The following is a 19,225-nucleotide window of genomic DNA, read 5'->3' as shown; positions in this document are numbered from 1 at the left end:
CGGAGCTGGTCGCCGCGGCGGTGCTGACCGGCCTGCGCCAGGGCGGGCTGGGGCTGCTGACCTGGACCCCGGCGGCGACGCGCTGCGCGCGCGGCTGGCGTTCTGCCGGCAGGCCCTCGGCGACGACTGGCCGGACATGAGCGACGCCGCGTTGCTGGCCGACGCCCCGCGCTGGCTCGGTCCGGAGCTGGCCCGGGCCCGCCGTCGGGCCGACCTCGCCCGGATCGACGTCGCGTCGGCGCTACGCCGGCTGCTGGACTGGCGGCAGGCCGCCCGGCTCGACGAGCTGGCCCCGGAGCGGCTGGCTGTGCCGAGCGGCTCCCGGGTCCGGGTGGACTACGCCGACCCGGCCGCGCCGGTGCTCGCGGTGAAACTCCAGGAGACATTCGGCTGGCGGGAGGCGCCCCGGCTCGCCGACGGCCGGGTGCCGGTGCTGCTGCACCTGCTCTCCCCCGCCGGCCGGCCGGTCGCGGTCACCGCCGACCTGCCGTCCTTCTGGCGGTCCGGCTACCCCCAGGTCCGGGCGGAGCTGCGGGGGCGCTACCCGCGGCACCCGTGGCCGGAGGATCCGACCACCGCCGAGCCCACCCGGCGCGCCGCGCCCCGGCGACGCTGAGGCACTACTCGTCGACGATGTCGGCGATGACCACGGTGACGTTGTCCGGGCCGCCGGCCCGCAGGGCCAGGTCGATCAGCTGGCGGGCGCACGCCTCCCGGTCGGGCTGGCCGGCCAGCACCTCGGCGAGGGTGTCCGGGCGGACCACGTTGGAGAGGCCGTCGCTGCACAGCAGCCAGCGGTCGCCGGCCCACGGCACCATCGTCGCGTACGTCGGGGAGACCTCGTCGCCCTGCAGGGCCTGGGTGACCACCGCCCGGCGCGGGTGGCTGCTGGCCTGCTCGGCGGTGATCACACCCTGGTCGACGAGCATCTGCACGAAGGTGTCGTCGCGGGTGACCTGCTTGAGCACCCCTTCGCGGAACAGGTAGGCCCGGGAGTCGCCGACGTGGGCCAGGGCCAGGCAGCTCCCGGTCCGGGCGAAGAGCAGGGCGGTCAGTGTGGTGCCCATGCCCTGGCGTTCCGGATCCTCCGCGACCGCCTGACGGATCCGCGCCGTAGCCAGCTCGAGCCCGCTCTGCAGGGCGGCGACCAGCGCGTCCTCGGGGGTCTCCACATCCAGCGGCCCGACCGCGTCGATCGCGATCCGGCTGGCCAGGTCACCGGCCGCCATGCCTCCCATGCCGTCGGCGACGGCGACGAGCCAGCTGCCGGCGTGGAGCGCGTCCTGGTTCCCGCTGCGGATCAGCCCACGGTCGCTCGCCCCCACGGAACGAAGCTTCAGGGTCATGGGAGGCAGCCTGCCAGGCGAAGGGCTCAGTTGTCTCTAGGAGATCAGGACGAGGCCCGCGTGGCGCGGTGAATCTCACTGTCCGTCGCGCCGCGGACCCGCGTCAGGTCATCGGGGTCGATCGATTGCCAGCGGCGAGACGCTGGCGGTCGATGAACCGTCATCGATCGCCCTCGGCCCGGACCGGGGCGCGCCGCGCGAAGGCCTTCTGGGGAGACGCTATGAAGCTGATGACGTAAACGATTCAGCGACGCGGCACCCGGAGCCAGCCCGGCCGCGGCCGGCCGTCGCCGTGATTCACCGACGACATCAGCTTCGTAGCGCACCAGCCACCATGTCGGTCCCGTTCGGCCGGCACGATCCAGCGGCGAGAATCCGCCGGCGGGAATGCACCCCGGCAGCGCGCTGAGCGCGTTCCGGCCGCCCGGCAGGCGTTCGTCGGCGGATCCCCGGGGCTTCCCGCCGCTCCTGGACAACGGCTCCACCCGCACCGGTACGGTCCTTCCCGTACCGGCGTACCGGGAGGAGACCCGTGGCGTACGTGTTCCTGCTGGCCGCGATCACCGCCGAGGTGATCGGCACAAGCCTGCTGAAGGCGACCGACGGCTTCACCCGGTTCTGGCCGACGCTCGGCCTGGCGGTGGCGTACCTGTCGGCGTTCGGGCTGCTCGCCCTGGCGGTCAAGGAGATCCCGGTCGGCGTGGCGTACGCGATCTGGTCCGGCCTGGGCACCGCGGCCATCATGGCCATCGGCGCGGCCTTCCTAGGTGAGCCACTCAGCGTGACCAAGGTGATCGGGGCGGGTCTGGTGATCGCCGGGGTGGTCGTGCTCAACCTCGGCGGCGCCCACTGAGCCGGCCGTACCGAATCCGCTGGACGGCGGGCTGCTGCGGCGCTGGCGGGAGGACCGCCTCGTCCGCCCGTCCGACGCCGACCCGCGCGCCCTCGCCCGGCTTGAGGCGCGGATGTGGGAGCTGCCGCCGGCCGGTTGAGTCCCGGCCGATGCTGACGGTCAGCCGGCGGGGCGACGCATGGCGACCCGCTCGGCCGGGTCCAGACCGATCGCGGCTTCAGCCGCCAGCAGCTCGGCCAGCCCCGGCGTGACCTGCGCCCCGGTCAACTCCCGGAATCCGCACCGGGCGTAGTACGGCCCGTTCCACGGCACGCTGCGGAACGTGGTCAGCGTCAACGCCGGCAGGCCTTGGCCGATAGCCCACCCGGCCACGTCGTCGAGCAGTCTCCGCCCGATTCCCCGCCGGGCGTACGTGGGATCGACGCTGAGCTGCTGGACGTGCGCGCAGCCGTCCACCAGGTCGAGCACGGCGAAGGCGAGCGGCCGGTCCTCGGCGTCCACCGCCACCCGGAGTCCCCCGGCCCGCTGGCAGGTGGCGAGCGCGTCCAGCGGCAGCGGCGGCATGTCGGCGACGTCGACCATGCCGATCTCCCGGAACGGCGCCCCGGAGGCCACCTCGAGCCGCTGCACCTCGGTCAACTCGTCCGCCCGCGCGATCCTGGTGCTCTCCACGTCGCCGAGCCAAGCAGAGCGGCACCGTCCCGGCCAGCGTGTTTCCAGCCCGATCCCGTACCTCGGCCTCCAGGCCGCCACCGCGGCCGGCATGGCCTCCGTCCGCGTACCGCAGCCCGCGGGGCGGCGGTGACCGGTCTGCTGTGACCGGCGTCGCGTCGCCGGGGGCAGCCGGTCCACCCGGCCCTGCCTAGGGTCGGTGGCATGGCCGTCGATGAGGACGCCGCAGCTCGACCGTCGTCTCCGAGCCGGCTCGCGGGGCGCCTGGCCGCGGCGATGTCGCCCATCCCACCGCCGGGGCCGCTGCGCACCCTCTCCCTGGCCACCCTCGCCAACACCGTCGGCTCGGGACTGTGGCTGGCCGGCGCGGCGCTCTACCTCACCCGTGACGTGGGGCTCTCCGCCGCCTCGGTCGGCGCCGGGCTCACCGTCGCCGGGCTGGTCGGGCTGACCGTCAGCGTGCCGCTCGGCAGCCTCGCCGACCGGCGCGACCCGCGTACGCTCCGGGCGGTCCTGCAGCTCTGCCAAGCCGTCGTCGCCGCGGCGTACCTGCTGGTCGGCTCGTTCCCGGCGTTCCTGATCGTCGCGGTGCTCGAACTGCTGTCTGCCTCCGGCAATCTGGCGGTCCGCGCCGCCCTGGTCGCCGCCGTGGGTGGTCCTGACGGCCGGGTGCACGCCTTCGCCACGCTGCGGGCGGTGGCGAACCTGGGCATCGCGGTCGGGGCGGGCCTGGCCGGGTTCGCGCTGGCCGCCGACACGCACGTGGCGTACCAGGTGCTGGTGGCCGGCAACGCGACCACCTACCTGGTGTCCGCGGCGCTGCTGCTGCGACTGCCCGCCTACCCGCCGGCCCCGCGCCCCCGGACGGCCGTCGGCCGGCGGCGCGGCCAGGCGCTGCGCGACGGGCGGTTCCTCGCGGTGAGCGGGACATCGGCGGTGCTCGCGCTGCACCTGACGGTGCTGACCCTCGTCGTGCCGCTGTGGGCGGTGACCCGGGCCGCGCGCCACCGCCCGTGGTGTCGGCGGTGCTGCTGACCAACACGTGCTCACCGTGCTGCTGGCGGTGCGGCTGAGCCGCGGCGCAAACGGCGTCGTCCCGGCGGCCCGGCAGCTGCGCCGGGCGGCCTGGTGCTGGCCGCGGCGATGCTGCTGTACGCCGCCACCGCCGGCCAGCCCACCGCCCCGGCGGTCGCGCTCCTGCTGGTCGCCACCGTCGTCCACACGGTCGGCGACCTGTGGCACGGCACCGCCGGGGCCGGGCTGGCCTACGACCTGGCCCCGCCGGACGCGTCGGCGCGTACCAGGGGGCGGACGGGCTGCTGGCCGGTTTGGCCCGGGCGGTCGGCCCGGCCCTGCTGACCCTGGTGGTCCTCGACGGCGGGGTGCCCGGCTGGCTGGCGGTCGGCGTGCTCTTCGCCGGCGTCGGCCTGGCCACCCCGGCGCTGGCCCGGTGGGCGCTCGCCACCCGCCCGGCACCCGAGGCGGAGGACCGGGCGCCGGCATCCTCCGGTCGTGCCGGCTGAGCGACCGGCCCGGCCGATCGCGCCGGCCGGTACCGGTCATCCGATGATCGACGGTCCGCGCCGATGTAGCAGCATGGCGGGCATGACGGACCAGCAGACCATCACCATCCGACCCGGCGGACCCGACGACGCGGCCACCGTGCTGCGGCTGCTCGACCGCGCCACCGCCTGGCTGGTGGCGCGCGGCCGGACCGGCCAGTGGGGCACCGAGCCCGCGTCGGCCGACCCGCGCCGGATCGCCCAGGCCGACGCCTGGGCGGCGGGCGGTGGCCTGCACCTGGCGCTGCTCGGCGACACCCCGGTAGGCGCGCTGGTGGTGGGCGCGGCCACCGACTATGTCCCCCCGGCCACCGAGCCGGAGCTGTACGTGAACCTGCTGGTCACCGACCGGGCGCACGCCGGCCTGGGGGTCGGGGCGCGGCTGCTGGACCACGCCGCGGAGCTGGCCCGGGCGCGCGGGCTGGGGCTGCTGCGGGTGGACTGCTACGGCGGGGACGACCGGGCGCTGGTGCGCTTCTACGAGGGCTGCGGCTTCACCGCCACCGAGCCGTTCACGGTCGTGCGCCCGGGCCGGGAGCCCTGGCCCGGTCAGGTCCTCGCCCGCCGCCTCGACTGAGCGCTCACACCTCGACGTCGACGGGCACGCCCGTCAGCCGATCTCCTCGTCGACGAAGCACCAGCGCCACGCCTCCCCCGGCTCGATCGAACGCATCACCGGGTGCCCGGTGGACTCGAAGTGCTTCGTCGCGTGCTGGAGCGGCGAGGAGTCGCAGCAGCCGACGTGCCCGCAGGTCAGGCAGCCCCGCAGGTGCACCCAGTCCGCGTTGCCGACGGCCACGCAGTCCGGGCACTCGCCGGTGTTCTTCGGTTCGGCCGCCCCTGGCTCGGCCAGATGCTGACAGCTCATCGGTCATCCTCCCGCTCGACTCGGCGGCTCACTCGTCGTTCTCCTGACGCAGCAACGATTCCTCCAGATCCAGGTCCCGGTAGGCGCGCACCAGCACCTCCTCGGGGATCTTCCCGGAGTCGCGGGCGGCCCGGAAGACCTCCCGCTCGGCGTCGATCATCTCCTGCCGCAGCCGACCGTACGCCTGGGACGGGGTTTCCCGCTCGGTGCCCCCCAGCCGTTCCCAGGCCAGGTTGGTGCGGCTCTGCACCAGCCCGCGCAGCCGCTCGACGACGGCGGGCGGCGCCCCGTCGGCCAGTTCGTCGAGGCGTTCCCGGGCGGCGCGGCTGGCCTGCTGTTGCACGGCGGCGGCGGAGAGCGCGTCCTGCACCGGGTCGTCCGCCGGGAGCTTCAACCGCCGGGCGACGGCCGGCAGGGTGGCGCCCTGGGCGACCAGGGTGACCACGATCACCGCGAACGCCAGCCAGATGAAGAGCTGCCGCGGGTACGGCCGCCCCTCGGCCAGGGTGATCGGCAGGGCGAGCGCCGCGGCGAGGGTGACCACGCCGCGCATCCCGGCCCAGCCGATGACGATCGGGACCTGCACCGGCGGCACCGGGTCCCGGCGCCGGACGCGGGGCATCAGCCGGGCCAGGTAGGTGGCCGGGAAGAGCCAGACGAACCGGGTCAGGAAGACGGCGAGCAGCACCGCCACGGTGATCCCGGCCAGGAAGCCGAAGGGCTCGTCGAGGTCCCGGACCACCTCCCGCAGTTGCAGGCCGACCAGGAGGAAGACCAGCCCTTCCAGCAGGAACCGGATCAGCCGCCAGAACGCGGCGACCTGGAGCCGGGAGGCGGCCGACATCAGCAGCGGCAGCTTGTGGCCGATGCCCAGCCCGGTCACCACCACGGCGACCACCCCGGAGGCGTGGATCTCCTCGGCGGCGAAGACGACCGCGAACGGCACGATCAGCGACAGCGCGTTGTCCAGCACCGCGTCGGTGGTCCGCTTGTGCAGGTAGCCGAAGACGACGACGCCGAGCAGTCCGATCAGGATGCCGCCGCCGGTGGCGACCAGCACCTCGCGGGCCACGTCACCGAAGCCCACCCCGCCGCCGGTCACGGTGGCCGAGACGATGGCGACCCGGAGCAGCACCAGCGCGGTGGCGTCGTTGACCAGGCTCTCCCCCTCCAGGATGGTGACGATCCGGCGGGGCAGTCCGACCTTCCGGGCCACCGCGGTGGCGGCCACCGCGTCGGGCGGCGCCACCACCGCGCCGAGGGCCAGGCAGATCGAGTACGGCACGTCGGGCAGGAGCAGGTGCACGACGTGCCGACGACGAAGGCGGTGAACAGCACCAGTCCCACCGCGAGCAGCAGGATCGGCCGCAGGTTGAGCTTGAACGCCGGCACCGACGTGTCCAGGGCCGCCACGTAGAGCAGCGGCGGCAGGATGCCAACCAGCACCAGCTCCGGGTCCAGCCGCACCTGCGGAAAGAACGGCAGGAAGGACAGCGCGAGGCCGAGCACGACCAGCAGGATCGGCGCGAGCAGGCCCAACCGGCGGGCCAGCGCCGCGCCGAAGGTGGCGATCGCGAGGAAGACCACGACCTCGAACAGAGCTTCCATGGGGTACGAGCCTAGGGGTCGCGGCGGGCCCCGGTGATCAGGCGGCCGTGCGGAGTTTCGGCAGCACCTCGGCGCCGAAGGCGTCGATGAACGCCCGCTGCTCCTGCCCGACGTGGTGCAGGGCGATCTGGTCGAAGCCGAGCGCCAGGTACTCCTCCAGCCAGCCGACGTGCCGGCCCAGGTCGGCGGAGACGTTGACGGTCGAGGTGACCTTCTCCAGCGGCACGTCCGCGGAGACGACGTCGAAGTGCTCGGCCAGCTCCAGGTCCCAGCAGACCGGCGGGGCGAAGACGTTGCTGCGCCACTGGTCGTACGCGACGGCCTCGGCCTCGGCCTGGTCGGGCGCCCAGCTCAGGTGCGCCTGGAGGTGCAGCGGCCCCCGGCCGCCGGCGTCCCGGTACGCGTCGATCATCCGGCGGAGGTGGTGGACGGGCGCGTTGACGGTGATCAGGCCGTCGGCCCACTCGGCGCACCAGCGCGCGGTGGCCACGCTGACCGCCGCGCCGATCAGCGCCGGAGGCTGCTCCGGGCGGGTCCACAGCTTCGCCCGGTCGACCCGGATCAGCCCGTCGTGGCTGACCTCCTCCCCGGCGAGGAGTGCCCGGATCACGTCGACGCACTCGCGCAGCCGCGCGGCGCGGACGTCCTTGCGCGGCCAGCCGTCCCCGGTGATGTGCTCGTTGCTCGCCTCGCCGGTGCCGAGCGCCGCCCAGAACCGGCCCGGGTACATCGCGCCGAGGGTGCCGATGGCCTGCGCGATGATCGCCGGGTGGTACCGCTGCCCGGGCGCGTTGACCACGCCGAAGGACAGGTTGGTGGCCTGGAGGGCGGCGCCCAGCCAGGACCAGGCGAAGCCGGAGTGCCCCTGCCGGGCGCTCCACGGCGAGAAGTGGTCCGAGGACATGGCGGCGTCGAAGCCGGCCCGCTCGGCGTGGACCACCGCCTCCAGCAGCCGGGCCGGGTGGATCTGCTCATGGGACGCGTGGAAGCCGAACACCGTCATGGGGCCACCTCCTACCCATGGCGGTGTGCGGCCAATCGCGGCTACTCGGCGTGCGCGCCGGCGCCCGCCGAGGCGGCGCCCTCCCCCACCCAGACGGTCTTGGTGTTGCAGAACTCCCGCATGCCCACGGCGGACAGTTCCCGGCCGTATCCGGAGTTCTTCACGCCGCCGAAGGGCAGCTCCGGGAAGGAGGTGGTCATGCCGTTGATGAAGATGTTGCCGGCGTCCAGGTCGGTGGCGAAGCGCTCCTGCTCGGCCGGGTCGGTGGTCCAGGCGTTGGAGCCGAGGCCGAACTTGGTGCCGTTGGCCACCTCGATGGCCTCTTCGTAGGAGGAGACCCGGTAGAGGCCGGCGACCGGGCCGAAGACCTCCTCGGACCACATCCGCATCCGCGGGGTCAGGTCGGTGACCACGGTCGGCGGGTAGTACCAGCCGTCGCCGGCGGGCTTCTCGCCGCCACACAGGATGGTGGCGCCGTTCTGGACCGCGTCCTGAACCTGGGCGTCCACCTCGTCCCGGCCGTGCGAGCTGGCGAGGGGACCGACGTCGGTGCCCCCGTCCATCGGGTCGCCGACCTTCAGCGCCGCCATGTTCGCGGCGAACCTCTCGGCGAAGGCGTCGAAGACGTCGGTGTGCACGATGAACCGCTTCGCGGCGATGCAGGACTGGCCGTTGTTCTGGCAGCGGGCGGTGGTGGCGACCTCGGCGGCCCGGTCCAGGTCGGCCGAGGGCATCACCACGAACGGGTCGCTGCCGCCGAGTTCCAGCACCGTCTTCTTCAGCTCCCGGCCGGCGATCTGGGCGATCGAGCGGCCGGCGCCCTCGCTGCCGGTGAGGGTGGCGGCGCGGACCCGGGGATCGCTGAGGATCCGGTCGACGGCGTCCGAGCCGACCAGCAGGGTGGTGAACGCGCCCTCTCCGAAGCCGGCCCGGCGGAAGACGTCCTCTAGGTAGAGGGCGGTCTGCGGCACGTTCGAGGCGTGCTTGAGCAGGCCGGTGTTGCCGGCCATCAGGGCCGGCGCGGCGAACCGGATCACCTGCCAGAGCGGGAAGTTCCACGGCATCACCGCGAGCACCGGGCCGAGCGGCTGGTAGCGGACGACGGCCCGCTTCGCCTTCACCGCGCCGGCGTCGGCCGGCTCGTCGGCGAGCATCCGTTCGGCATTCGCGGCGTAGAAGCGGCAGGCCGTGGCGCACTTGGTCACCTCGGCCTGCGCCGCCGCGTACGTCTTGCCCATCTCGGTGGTCATCAGCCGGGCGGTGTCGTCGCGCTCGGCGGCGAGCAGTTCCGCCGCCGCGTTCATCCACTGCGCCCGCTGAGCGACGGTGGTGCGGTGCAGGTCCCGGAAGGCGAGGTCGGCCCGCCCGATGGCGGCGTCGAGCTGCTCGGCAGACATCGGGTCGTACGTCTTGAGCACCTGTCCGGTGGCGGGGTTGGTGGTGGCGATGGGCATGTCGTACTCCTGTCACTCGAACAGTGAGTGCCGCGCGCCCGGCTCCTCGCGGTGGCGGGCCGCGCGTCGGCGCTGGATGACGATCAGGTCGACCGCGGCCACGACGGCGAGGACCGCGCAGACGACGCCCAGCCAGGCCACACCGGCCCAGAACGCCACCACCGCGAAGACGGTCATGGCCACCAGCCCGAAGCTGGCGAGCACGAGCCGCAGGTTCAGCGCGCTGTAGGCGGCGTTGACCCTGCGGCGGGGCTGCGATCGCGTCATTTCTCCGACCTACCCGGCCCCCGTGGCGGCTAACCTGCGGCCCGCGCCGGGCCGGCGACCACCCGCCCCAGGCGAGACGGGCGGCCCTGGTGATTGCCGGCCACGGGCCGGGTATCCGGTGGATTCGACCCCCCCGGTGGGTTGCGTTACGCCGGTGCGCCGTGACCGGGCCGAAGCGGACGACTCCGGGGAGGATGAGGGCGGCGCCGGGGTCGGCCGAGTGGCACGTGATGTACCGCTTCGCCGACGACGAGACGCTGCGCCGGTGGGGGGAGTCTCCGCAGCGGAACTGGTGGCTCGGCTCGGCCCAGGGCATCGTCGAGCACACCCGGGTGGAGCGGCGGACCGGCATCGAGGGCTGGTTCGACCCGCCGGTCCCTACCTGGTGCTGCCGAGGATCACCCGGGCCCTGCACTGGTGGCTGCACGGCCAGCCGGCACCCTGGCGCAGCGGTCGTTAGCACGCAGACTTTAACGACAGTTGTCAATGCCTGAAAGTTGACAGGAGTCGCTCCCCGTCGCGCGGCGCGCATAGGGTCACCGTGCCGTTGCTCTGTGCCGTCGGACGGGGGACGTGATGCCTCGACGCTGGGTCGCCGCCCTCGCCTGCCTGGCGGCGCTGGTGGCGATCGCCTGCGACGGGGCCGACGCCTCGCCGCGCCCGTCGGGCTCCGCGCGCCCCGGCGCGCCGGGGGTGATGTCCGCGCTCGGCGACTCGATCACCAGCGGCTTCGCCTCCTGCCTGGTGCTGGTCAGCTGCGAACGCAACTCCTGGTCCACTGGGGACGGCCTGCGGGTGGAGAGCCACTACCGGCGGCTGCGCGAGCGCAACCCCGCGCTGCGGGCGTACGACCGGGCGTCGCCCGGGGCCCGGGCCACGGCATTGGCCGGGCAGGCCGGCGCGGCGGTCCGCGACCAGGCGGATTACGTCACGGTGCTGATCGGCGCCAACGACGCCTGCCACGGCGGCATCGACGCGATGACCCCGGTGGCCACCTTCCGCGACCAGCTCGACCGGGGGCTGCGGGTGCTGCGCAAGGGCCGGCCCAAGGCGCGGGTGCTGGTGGTCAGCATCCCCGACCTGTACCGGCTCTGGGAGGTGGGGCACACCGAGCCCCGGGCGGTACGGGCCTGGGGGTACGGCATCTGCCCGGCGCTGCTGGCCGACCCGACCTCGACGGCGCCCGCCGCGGTGGCCCGGCGGACCCGGTTCCGGCAGCGGATCGACGACTACAACGCCCAGCTCCGCGCGGCCTGCCGGGCGTACGGGTCCCGCTGCCGGTGGGACGGCGGCGCGGCGCACCGGCTCCGCTTCGGCCTGGACCTGGTCAACAGCCTGGACTGGTTCCACCCGAACGCCTCCGGCCAGGACCGGCTCGCCGAGGTGAGCTGGCCGGCCGCCGGCTGGTCGGACTGATCGGCACCCCGCCGCACACCTCGGCCCGGCGGTCCGGAGGAACGTGGGGCGGTGGCCGGGTCAGGGGCGGCGCTGCCGGGGCAGGCCGTCCGGGCCGTTGCGGTAGAGGGCGCGGGCCCGCTCGGCGAGATCCTTGGTGGCCGACGAGTTCGCCCAGGTGCCGAGGATGATCGCCGCGCCGGGAACGACCTTGGCGACGACCCGCTTCGCCGCCCGCATCCCGGCCATCTGGGCCAGCCGTACGCCGAGCTGGAGCATCACCCTGCCCAGCGGGCGTTCCCCGGCCATGCCGAAGAGGGCGCCGGCCCGTTCCCGCCCGGCGGCCACCCCGAGGGCGAGCCGGGCGCTCTCGGCGACCTTGTGCACCCGCTGCAGCACCAGCAGGTCGGTGGCCCGGTCGGGGTGCACCGGGTCGACGCCGTGCGCCGCCGCGACGTGCAGCACCAGCCGGGCCTGGGTCCAGGCCAGCACGCCCACGTCGACCACCGCGCCGGCCAGCCCGGCGCCCCGGAGACCGCGCCGGAGAGCCGGGCGTGGTTGACGAACTTGCGGACCGCCTGGTCGGCGAGTTCGTCGCCGGAGACGTCGGGCCGCTCCGCGCGCTCCCGGGCGGCCCACTGCGCCGCCTCCGGCCCGAGTCGCCGGACGGCCTCCAGGGCCAGGTGCTCCGGGGCGTACTGCGGGTCGTCCCGCATCCGGTCCCAGAGCGTGGCCGGCGGGGTCTCGGGGGCGTCGGCCGGCGCGGTGGGCGGGGTGGGGACGGTGGGCTCGCCGTCGACGGGTGCGGAGTCGGTCACCAGGGCTCCCGGGGGGTCGGTTCGCGGCGGTACGGGGTCAGCGTCGGCGGCTGGACAGCCGCGAGGCCAGCTGCTTGAGCTTGCGCTGGTTCTCCGGCTTGGCCAACTCACGCCGTCCCCGCTGGACGAGCTGCTGGCCGCGCGGTGAACGCAGGAACATGCTGATCCGTTGCACCAGTGACATGTCGTCCTCCTGTCGGCGGTCCCCCGTCATGTGTACCCGGGTGCGGCAAACCCTGGTACCCGGAACCGCCGTCCGGCACGCGTCCACAGTGCGCCGCGGCACCCGCCCCGGTCAGCCGAGGATCGCGTCGACGACCCGCTCGGCCCGCCACTCGTGCTGGGCGTAGGCCCACGGGAAGGCGGACACCTGCACGGCCTGGGCGGCATCGGTGAGCGCCATGTCCTGCCAGCCGGGGATCTGCTCCAGCGCGGCGAGGAACTGCTTCGTGGCGTACTCCGGCTGCATCAGGTCCTCCACCGCCCCCCAGCCGCTGCTGGGGCGCTGCTGGAACAGCCCGACCGAGTCGTGGTCCCAGCCGATCGCCTGGTGCGGGTAGTTCTGCGACTCGGGCAGCACCGCGCTGGCGTAGTTGTAGAGGTTGCTCTCCTGCATCGCGGTGGCCACCGCGATGACCAGGCCGCGGCGGGGCACGCCCATGTCCCGGCCGGCGCGCACGATCGCCTTGGCGTTGTCCATCTGGTCCTCGTCGAGGCCGGCCACCGGGGCGATCCGCTTGGGCTTCGGCTTCGGCTTCGGCTTGGCCACTGGCTTCTTCGTGGCCGACGGAGAGACGTCCGGGTCGGCGGTCTGCGCGACCGGCGCCGGGGTCTGCCGGTCGCTGCCCCGGGACGCCGCGTCCGGGGTCGCCCGCTCGGCGACCTCCGCCGGCTGGGCGGGGGCCTTCGTGCCACCGACCGCGCCGGCGCCGACCTGGGTGACGCCGACGAGACCGAGGCAGCAGACCGCGCCGGTGGCCACCGCCAGCCGGGTCCGGCCTGGCCGGGGGGCGAGGGGGTTAGCGAACCCGCGGAGGCGGGTACGGAGGAAGCCGAGGCCGGGGAGCCGAGAAGTGGAGGGCTCGCAGGGGCTGGTTGACCGAACGGTGGAGGAGCTATCGTCCGAACGGTCAGCCGAACCGCCGAGGCCGCACTGGTCGTCGAGGGTGCCGTCGTCACGCATTCGACGAGGCTAGGCAGGTCGACCGCGGGTCACCCAGCGTCATCGAGTGGCCCTTGCCACAGTTGCGCCCTCCCGAACCGGACCGGCCGGGCCACCCTGGGCCCGGACGGGAGGATCCTCGCGGGCCGGTCAAACCTCCGCCCGGTCACGAGTCGCGCCGCCCAGGGGAGGTAGCACGCGCCCGGCGGGCGATAGGGCCATGAACGGCTAACTAGTCCTTTCGGCCGATCCACCATTCACCCGTACGGCGGCGGGCGGTGCAAGATCGGCGTATTCGCCCCAATTTGATCAATCGGTGCGCCGGATTGTGATCATCCAGTTGGCCGCCGAGCCGGGTCCCGCCGGAATGGATCAGGATTGCGGGTACGTTGCCCGAACCGGGTGCCGTGCGCGCACGGCCACCCGTACGCGCGTATCCAGGGAGGTCCCGACCGGTGCTCGACCCACACGAGCTCTACGAACTCACCGACGAGCTGCCCGAACTCGGTCAACCGGTGCTGATCCAGGCGCTCACCGGCTTCGTCGACGCCGGCAGCGCCACCCGGCTGGCCCGTGAGCAGCTGCTCACCTCCCTCCAGGCGCGGCCCATCGCCCGGTTCGACGTCGACCAGCTCTTCGACTACCGCTCCCGCCGCCCGGTGATGACCTTCGTCGAGGACCGCTGGGCCGACTACGAGGCCCCGGCGCTGGAGCTGCACCTGCTCCACGACGACGACGAGACGCCCTTCCTGCTGCTCACCGGCCCCGAGCCGGACCTCCAGTGGGAGCGCTTCGTGGCCGCGGTCGCCGGGCTCTCCGCCCGGCTGGACGTCCGGCTCACCGTCGGGCTCAACTCCATCCCGATGGCGGTGCCGCACACCCGTCCCACCGGGGTCACCGCGCATGCCACCCGCCGGGAGCTGATCGCCGGCTACGAACCGTGGCTGCAACGGGTGCAGGTGCCGGGCAGCGTCGGCCACCTGCTGGAGTACCGCCTCGGCGAGCAGGGCCGCGACGCGCTCGGCTTCGCCGCGCACGTGCCGCACTACGTCGCCCAGACCGAGTACCCGGCCGCCGCCGAGGCGCTGCTCGCCTCGGTGTCCCGCAGCACCGGCCTGCTGCTGCCCCGGGACGGGCTGCGCGCGGCCGCCGAGGTGGTCCGGGTGGAGATCGACCGCCAGGTCGCCCAGACCGAGGAGGCGGCCACCCTGGTCCAGGCCCTGGAGGAGCAGTACGACGCGTTCGCCCGGGGCCGCGGCGAGAAGAACCTGCTGGCCGCCGAGACCGGCCCGCTGCCCACCGCCGACGAGCTCGGCGCCGAGCTGGAACGCTTCCTGGCCGAGCAGACCCGCCCGAACGACACCCCGGGCACCTGACCCCTGGGTGTCGTTCCGGCGGGACCCCGCCCACGGCTCGGCACGACACCCCGGGGAGGTGACCCGGCGGGTCGGCCGGCGATACGGCAGGCTGGAGGCATGCGCCTGGCGACCTGGAACGTCAACTCGGTGAAGGCCCGCCTGCCCCGGCTGCTCGACTGGCTGGCCACCACGAAGCCCGACGTCGTCTGCCTGCAGGAGACCAAGTGCCCCGACGGGGCGTTCCCGGTCGCCGAGGTGGGCGAGCTGGGCTACGAGGCGGCCAGCCACAGCGACGGCCGATGGAACGGGGTGGCCATCCTCTCCCGGGTCGGGCTGGCCGACGTGGCCGTCGGGTTCCCCGGCGAACCCGGCTTCCCCGAGCCCGAGGCCCGGGCCATCTCAGCGACCTGCGACGGGCTGCGGGTCTGGTCGGTGTACGTGCCGAACGGCCGCACCCCCGAGGACCCGCACTACGCGTACAAGCTGGCCTGGTTCGCCGCGCTGCGTGACGCGCTCGAACCGGAGCTGACCACCGGGCTGCCCCTCGCGGTCTGCGGCGACTTCAACGTGGCGCCGACCGACGCCGACGTCTGGGACCCGGCGCTCTTCGTCGCCTCCACCCACGTCACCCCGGCCGAGCGGGCGGCTCTGGCCGCGCTGCGCGACCTCGGGCTCACCGACGTGGTGCCCACCCCGATGAAGGGCCCGCACCCCTTCACCTACTGGGACTACCGGGCCGGGATGTTCCACCAGAACAAGGGCATGCGGATCGACCTGGTGTACGCCTCCGCGCCGTTCGCCCGGGCGGTCCGCTCCGCGTACGTGGACCGGGAGGCGCGCAAGGGCAAGGGCCCCTCCGACCACGCCCCGATCGTGGTCGACGCCGACCTGGTGCCGGCCGTCGAGGCGTTCTGATCCGCCCGACGACGTCGCCGCCCGGATCGACAGCCGGCCCGGTCGTTATGGTGGAGCCATGGCAGTCGTGAAGATCAACGCGATCGACGTCCCGCCCGGCGCCGGCGAGGAGCTGGAGAAGCGGTTCGCGGCCCGGGCCGGCGCGGTGGAGAACTCCCCCGGCTTCCTCGGCTTCGAGCTGCTCCGCCCGGTCGCCGGGGAGAGCCGCTACTTCGTTTACACGCGCTGGGAGTCCGAGGAGGCGTACCAGGCGTGGGCGGCCGGGCCGTCCCGGGCCGCGCACGCGGGCGGCGAGCAGCGCCGGCCGGTGGCCAGCGGCGCGAACCTGCTGGAGTTCGAGGTGGTCCAGCAGGTCCCTGGCAAGGCCTGAGCCCGATCAGGGCTGGCGGGTGTCGGGCACCCGCTGCTTAGAAGACCGCGAGATAGGCACACAGGGCGCGGCATGGCAGACGCCGCAGGTCAAGACTTCTGGAACATGACCGAAGCGATATCTGCCATGACACCTAGCGCCCAATCAAGCTGGGGACAATTGTCCCGATCTCGGCACTCTAGGCAGCCTCCTACTCGCCAGGGCTGGTCATGCGCCCGAGTCCAGTGAGTGTCGATGATCCTCATCATGGCGAACAGTTCGTCTGCCGACGTGATGTCGCCGTCATCCATCGGCATGGGTCTGCACCCTTCCGCGAGGTCACGAGTAGCCCACCCTGGGGGGCAGAGTCTGTGCGTCGTGCTCCCCCAGGGCGGAAAGACCGGTAACCCCGGAGTGCTGAAGTCCAGGAGCGCCCGATCGCTGTCTCACTGTATCCACTGTCTCACTGTAGTCAAGTTCTCACTGTCTCCACTTTGCTGGGTTGTCCGCTTGTCCTGATCAGGTCCGGGCTGGAAACATGATCTCCGCTGAAGTCCAGGAGAGCCGATCATGCCAACCAGACCACCGCACTACCGGCGCGTAGCCGACGACATCGAGGCCAAGATTCGTTCTGGCGAGTATGCGCCAGGGCAACAGCTTCCCTCGGTTTCCGACATCGGTGAGCTTTACAGCGTCGCTCGGTCAACCGCGTACCGCGCCGTGAAGGAGTTGCACGCTCGCAATCTCATCTACGGGCAACAGGGCCAAGGTGTCTTTGTCGCGGAAGCCAAGTAGTTGTCGCCGGGCGTGGGATCATGCCGCCATGACTCGCCCGCCAGTAGCCAGCCGCCTGCTCGGCTGGCTGGTCGGCTCGGCTGCAGGTGGCCTGTTGATCGCAATGCCGGACACTGGGCCTCGGCTGTTCTCGTTCAGCCGGACGCACGGGCCGTCGCTGGTGGATTTCGTCGGGATGGTCATCGCGGTGGTCGCGTGGCTGCCGGCCGTCTGGTTGATCTGGCGTCACCGACGGGCCCTGCGTGGCCTCACCGGCTGGCTCTCGGCCGGCCTGGCGCTGGTCGGTGTCGCGCTCCTGACCGTCACGATCGGCGGCGACCTCGGGCTCTGGTGGCTGGTCCCGGTCACGCTGTTGGTGGTTGCGCAGCTGATCGCGATGGGCTCGCTCGCCCCCTCGCCCGGTCGCCGCGAAGGCAGAGAAGCCCATTCCTCCGGCCGGACACCGGTTGAGCCTTCCGCCCAACCTGGACGACCTAGTTGATCTTGTTTCCCGCGTCGTGGCCCTGGATGTCCCGGCAGCTGGGAAAGGGCTGAGCCCGGTCAGGGCTTGCGGCTGTCGACCAGCGAGGCGAACGCGATCACGTTGTCCTCGTAGCCGGTCCTGCCGCCCACCCACTCCCCGCCGCAGGTGATCAGGCGCAGCCCCGGCGGGCCGTCGTCGCCGTACACCCGGTCGGCCGGCAGGTTGGCCTTGTCGAAGTGCTCGACCGTGTCGACCTTGAAGGTCACCACGCTCCGGTCCGACCGGGTGACCTCGATCCGGTCGCCGGGCTTGAGCTTGCCGAGCTGGTAGAAGATCGCCGGGCCGCTCTTGGTGTCCACGTGCCCGACGATGATCGCCCGGCCCGGCTCGCCGGGCGTCGGGCTGCGGTCGTACCAGCCGGTCTGGTTGTGCTTGCTCAACGGCGGCACGGCGATCGAGCCGTCCCGGGCCTGCCCGACCGGGGTCACCGGCGCGCTGACCTTGATCGCCGGCACGGAGAGGCTGACCGGGCGGCTCGCCGGCAGCCAGCCGTCGGGCTGCGGGTCGCCCTGCCCGGGCCCCGCCGCGGCGTCGGCCCAGTCGAACGGCCCGGCGGTGCGGCCGAGCCCCGCCCCGGTGGCGAAGACCCCGATCAGCACCAGCACCACGGCCAGCGGCGCCGACCAGGGGCTGCGGCCGGCCCGCGGGTCGCGCCGGCCGGGTCGGGCGGCCGGCTGCGGAGCGGGATGCGAGGCCATGGCGGGACTCAGCGGCGGGCGGCGCCACGGACGGGACGGGGCCGGCGCGCCGCCACCACGCCGACGGCTGCCCCGGCCAGGGTCAGCGCGAGTCCCATCGGCACGAGCAGGCCACCGAGGCGGCCGCCGCCGGCGGTGCCGCCGAAGCCGGTCGCCGGTCCGCGGCTCGGCGCCACCCGGTTGACCACCTGGAGCATCGTCGACGCGGTCTGCCCGCCCGGGCACTCCAGCTTGACCCGGTAGTTGCCGGGACGGGTGCGCTCCCGGACCATCGGCGAGGCGGTCAGCAGCCCGCGCTGCGGCTGCACCTGCACCCGGCCGAAGGCGTCCGACACCACGGTCGCCGGCACCGAGTTGTCCCGGCAGCTCGCCCGGATGCCGACCAGGAATCCGGGCTCCACGGTGCTCGGGGTGACCTCGACGAAGATCACGTCCTCGGGCGGCGGCTGCGACTGCCCCGGCTGGCCGGGGGCCGGCTCGGCGACGGGGACCGGGGCGGCCAGGGCGGGGACCGCCCCGACCAGCGGGGCGGCGAACGCGGCGGCCGCGATCACCAGCGCCGCGCGGCGCGTGACTGACACCATGACCCCTCCCGGCGCCGTAGGGCGGTACCGGGCAACGGTCCGCCCGTTATGCCGTACGGGATGAATCGTCTCACCCTCGGGCGTACATCACATCCGATACGCGGCAACCGTCGCGTACGCTCGGGTCGCTGTGACCTCCACCGACCAGAACCCCGCCGCCGCCCCGCCCGCGCACGCCGCAAGGATCCGGACCTTCCATCCCCGCCGGGGGCGGATGAGCGGCCGCCAGGTCGACGCGCTGGACCGGCTCTGGCCGGCGTACGGCCTGGACATCGCCGACCTCGACGGGCCGTTCGATCCGGCGGCCCTGTTCGGCCGGCGGGCCCCGCTGGTGCTGGAGATCGGTTCCGGCATGGGCGACGCCACCGGCGCGATGGCGGCGGCCGACCCGGACCGACACTATCTGGCGGTCGAGGTGCACACGCCCGGAATCGCCAACCTCCTCGACCTGGCGGAACGGCACGCGCTGGGCAACGTCCGGGTGGCCCGGGGCGACGCGTTGGACCTGGTCCGGGCGCTGCCGGAGGGCTCGCTCGACGCGGTGCACGTCTTCTTCCCCGACCCGTGGCCGAAGTCCCGGCACCACAAGCGCCGGCTGATCCAGCCCGGCCACGTGGCGCTGCTGCGCTCCCGGCTGGCCCCCGGCGGGACGCTGCACTGCGCCACCGACTGGGCCGAGTACGCCGAGTCGATGCGGGAGACGCTGACCGCCGACCCGGAGCTGGTCGACGTCCACGGCGACTTCGCCCCGCGCCCCGCCCACCGCCCGGTGACCAAGTTCGAGCGCCGAGCCCTCACCGCCGGCCGCCCGATCTTCGACCTGATCCACCGCCGGGTCGCCGCCACGCCCACGCCCGCCCGGGGCTGACCCCGCGGGCGTACCTCTCGGGTGGTCCACGCCCCGGCGGGATCGGGACGCGCGGGACGGACCGCGCGCCCGGCGGGCGTCGCGGACGCCCCGGTTGGCGCGGCGGCCCATGATCCGGGCACCATGG

The 19,225-nt window shown here is 73.8% G+C and carries 22 protein-coding genes and 4 pseudogenes; 14 read left to right on the top strand and 12 right to left on the bottom strand.

Going from position 1 to position 19,225, the window contains the following annotated elements:
• Nucleotides 1–616 (top strand): annotated as a pseudogene (locus JNW87_RS05820) (ATP-dependent helicase C-terminal domain-containing protein); the annotation flags it as partial.
• Nucleotides 617–620: 4 nt separating this feature from the next.
• Here the strand turns inward: JNW87_RS05820 and JNW87_RS05815 are convergent.
• Nucleotides 621–1,346 carry a PP2C family serine/threonine-protein phosphatase gene (locus JNW87_RS05815; protein WP_238453245.1) on the bottom strand — a complete coding sequence of 242 codons (726 nt, stop codon included), beginning with the start codon at nucleotides 1,344–1,346 and terminating at the stop codon, nucleotides 621–623.
• 532 nt (nucleotides 1,347–1,878) lie between these two features.
• Here JNW87_RS05815 and JNW87_RS05810 point away from each other — a divergent pair.
• On the top strand, nucleotides 1,879–2,199 hold the full coding sequence (locus JNW87_RS05810) for a multidrug efflux SMR transporter (protein ID WP_109800276.1): 321 nt from the start codon (nucleotides 1,879–1,881) through the stop codon (nucleotides 2,197–2,199).
• A 159-nt stretch (nucleotides 2,200–2,358) separates the two neighbouring features.
• Here JNW87_RS05810 and JNW87_RS05805 read toward each other — a convergent pair whose 3' ends face one another.
• Nucleotides 2,359–2,871, bottom strand: coding sequence for a GNAT family N-acetyltransferase (locus JNW87_RS05805; protein ID WP_238453244.1), 513 nt, complete (start codon nucleotides 2,869–2,871; stop codon nucleotides 2,359–2,361).
• Nucleotides 2,872–3,075: 204 nt separating this feature from the next.
• Between JNW87_RS05805 and JNW87_RS40200 the strand changes: the two genes are divergently transcribed.
• The 4 genes from JNW87_RS40200 to JNW87_RS05795 all read left to right on the top strand — a co-directional run bounded on the left by JNW87_RS40200 (nucleotide 3,076) and on the right by JNW87_RS05795 (nucleotide 5,010).
• Nucleotides 3,076–3,906 (top strand): MFS transporter, encoded by an 831-nt coding sequence (locus tag JNW87_RS40200; RefSeq protein ID WP_305070446.1) that lies wholly within the window; start codon nucleotides 3,076–3,078, stop codon nucleotides 3,904–3,906.
• Between the two features lie 93 nt (nucleotides 3,907–3,999).
• Entirely contained in the window at nucleotides 4,000–4,230 is a 231-nt protein-coding gene (locus JNW87_RS40195; protein ID WP_305070445.1) for a hypothetical protein, read from the top strand.
• On the top strand, nucleotides 4,200–4,394 hold the full coding sequence (locus JNW87_RS40190; protein WP_305070444.1) for a hypothetical protein: 195 nt from the start codon (nucleotides 4,200–4,202) through the stop codon (nucleotides 4,392–4,394). Before JNW87_RS40195 ends, JNW87_RS40190 begins: the two co-directional genes overlap by 31 nt.
• 82 nt (nucleotides 4,395–4,476) lie before the next feature.
• The gene (locus tag JNW87_RS05795) at nucleotides 4,477–5,010 is read left to right on the top strand and encodes a GNAT family N-acetyltransferase (protein WP_109800278.1); all 534 of its coding nucleotides are present in this window, start codon (nucleotides 4,477–4,479) and stop codon (nucleotides 5,008–5,010) included.
• A 33-nt stretch (nucleotides 5,011–5,043) separates the two neighbouring features.
• On the opposite strand, the gene JNW87_RS05790 is transcribed toward JNW87_RS05795, so the two are convergent.
• From JNW87_RS05790 to JNW87_RS05770, 5 genes and pseudogenes are all read right to left on the bottom strand, one after another.
• Nucleotides 5,044–5,301 (bottom strand): UBP-type zinc finger domain-containing protein, encoded by a 258-nt coding sequence (locus tag JNW87_RS05790; RefSeq protein ID WP_109800273.1) that lies wholly within the window; start codon nucleotides 5,299–5,301, stop codon nucleotides 5,044–5,046.
• Between the two features lie 28 nt (nucleotides 5,302–5,329).
• Nucleotides 5,330–6,909: pseudogene (locus JNW87_RS05785) on the bottom strand (Na+/H+ antiporter).
• A gap of 37 nt (nucleotides 6,910–6,946) precedes the next feature.
• Nucleotides 6,947–7,912, bottom strand: a complete 966-nt coding sequence (locus JNW87_RS05780) for a TIGR03885 family FMN-dependent LLM class oxidoreductase (protein ID WP_109800271.1) — start codon at nucleotides 7,910–7,912, stop codon at nucleotides 6,947–6,949.
• 41 nt (nucleotides 7,913–7,953) lie between these two features.
• The gene (locus tag JNW87_RS05775) at nucleotides 7,954–9,366 is read right to left on the bottom strand and encodes an NADP-dependent succinic semialdehyde dehydrogenase (protein WP_238453243.1); all 1,413 of its coding nucleotides are present in this window, start codon (nucleotides 9,364–9,366) and stop codon (nucleotides 7,954–7,956) included.
• Nucleotides 9,367–9,378: 12 nt separating this feature from the next.
• Complete coding sequence (locus tag JNW87_RS05770) at nucleotides 9,379–9,633, bottom strand: DUF6343 family protein (RefSeq protein ID WP_109800269.1); 255 nt, start codon at nucleotides 9,631–9,633, stop codon at nucleotides 9,379–9,381.
• 89 nt (nucleotides 9,634–9,722) lie between these two features.
• Here JNW87_RS05770 and JNW87_RS05765 point away from each other — a divergent pair.
• A pseudogene (locus JNW87_RS05765) lies at nucleotides 9,723–10,093 on the top strand (hypothetical protein).
• Between the two features lie 116 nt (nucleotides 10,094–10,209).
• On the top strand, nucleotides 10,210–11,049 hold the full coding sequence (locus tag JNW87_RS05760) for a GDSL-type esterase/lipase family protein (RefSeq protein WP_238453242.1): 840 nt from the start codon (nucleotides 10,210–10,212) through the stop codon (nucleotides 11,047–11,049).
• 60 nt (nucleotides 11,050–11,109) lie between these two features.
• Here JNW87_RS05760 and JNW87_RS05755 read toward each other — a convergent pair.
• The 3 genes and pseudogenes from JNW87_RS05755 to JNW87_RS05745 form a co-directional block, all read right to left on the bottom strand.
• Nucleotides 11,110–11,846, bottom strand: a pseudogene (locus JNW87_RS05755) (EcsC family protein).
• A 37-nt stretch (nucleotides 11,847–11,883) separates the two neighbouring features.
• Nucleotides 11,884–12,030: a hypothetical protein gene (locus JNW87_RS05750; RefSeq protein WP_201750057.1), complete on the bottom strand. Its 147-nt coding sequence runs from the start codon at nucleotides 12,028–12,030 to the stop codon at nucleotides 11,884–11,886.
• A 111-nt stretch (nucleotides 12,031–12,141) separates the two neighbouring features.
• Nucleotides 12,142–13,029 carry a peptidase M23 gene (locus tag JNW87_RS05745; protein WP_109806066.1) on the bottom strand — a complete coding sequence of 296 codons (888 nt, stop codon included), beginning with the start codon at nucleotides 13,027–13,029 and terminating at the stop codon, nucleotides 12,142–12,144.
• A gap of 434 nt (nucleotides 13,030–13,463) precedes the next feature.
• Here JNW87_RS05745 and JNW87_RS05740 point away from each other — a divergent pair, with 434 nt between their 5' ends.
• The 5 genes from JNW87_RS05740 (at nucleotide 13,464) to JNW87_RS05720 (ending at nucleotide 16,906) form a co-directional block, all read left to right on the top strand.
• Nucleotides 13,464–14,384, top strand: a complete 921-nt coding sequence (locus tag JNW87_RS05740) for a proteasome assembly chaperone family protein (protein ID WP_109806065.1) — start codon at nucleotides 13,464–13,466, stop codon at nucleotides 14,382–14,384.
• A 99-nt stretch (nucleotides 14,385–14,483) separates the two neighbouring features.
• Nucleotides 14,484–15,281, top strand: coding sequence for an exodeoxyribonuclease III (locus JNW87_RS05735; RefSeq protein WP_109806064.1), 798 nt, complete (start codon nucleotides 14,484–14,486; stop codon nucleotides 15,279–15,281).
• 58 nt (nucleotides 15,282–15,339) lie between these two features.
• Nucleotides 15,340–15,651 carry an antibiotic biosynthesis monooxygenase gene (locus tag JNW87_RS05730; RefSeq protein ID WP_109806063.1) on the top strand — a complete coding sequence of 104 codons (312 nt, stop codon included), beginning with the start codon at nucleotides 15,340–15,342 and terminating at the stop codon, nucleotides 15,649–15,651.
• A gap of 549 nt (nucleotides 15,652–16,200) precedes the next feature.
• Nucleotides 16,201–16,425, top strand: coding sequence for a GntR family transcriptional regulator (locus JNW87_RS05725; RefSeq protein WP_109806062.1), 225 nt, complete (start codon nucleotides 16,201–16,203; stop codon nucleotides 16,423–16,425).
• Between the two features lie 28 nt (nucleotides 16,426–16,453).
• The gene (locus JNW87_RS05720; protein WP_146231327.1) at nucleotides 16,454–16,906 is read left to right on the top strand and encodes a hypothetical protein; all 453 of its coding nucleotides are present in this window, start codon (nucleotides 16,454–16,456) and stop codon (nucleotides 16,904–16,906) included.
• A 59-nt stretch (nucleotides 16,907–16,965) separates the two neighbouring features.
• Here JNW87_RS05720 and JNW87_RS05715 read toward each other — a convergent pair whose 3' ends face one another.
• A complete protein-coding gene (locus JNW87_RS05715) occupies nucleotides 16,966–17,646 on the bottom strand; it encodes a class F sortase (protein WP_238453241.1) in 681 nt (226 codons plus the stop codon).
• Between the two features lie 8 nt (nucleotides 17,647–17,654).
• On the bottom strand, nucleotides 17,655–18,230 hold the full coding sequence (locus tag JNW87_RS05710) for a hypothetical protein (protein ID WP_109806059.1): 576 nt from the start codon (nucleotides 18,228–18,230) through the stop codon (nucleotides 17,655–17,657).
• Between the two features lie 130 nt (nucleotides 18,231–18,360).
• On the opposite strand from JNW87_RS05710, the gene trmB reads away from it, so the two are divergent.
• Nucleotides 18,361–19,098 carry a tRNA (guanosine(46)-N7)-methyltransferase TrmB gene (gene trmB, locus JNW87_RS05705; protein WP_109806058.1) on the top strand — a complete coding sequence of 246 codons (738 nt, stop codon included), beginning with the start codon at nucleotides 18,361–18,363 and terminating at the stop codon, nucleotides 19,096–19,098.
• Nucleotides 19,099–19,225 lie beyond the last annotated feature (127 nt).

It is taken from the genome of Micromonospora sp. ATA51, assembly GCF_016802855.1.
Lineage (GTDB): Bacteria > Actinomycetota > Actinomycetes > Mycobacteriales > Micromonosporaceae > Micromonospora > Micromonospora sicca.
The sequence above is the reverse complement of the archived record's forward strand: the minus strand, read 5'-3'. Positions and strand labels throughout refer to the sequence as shown.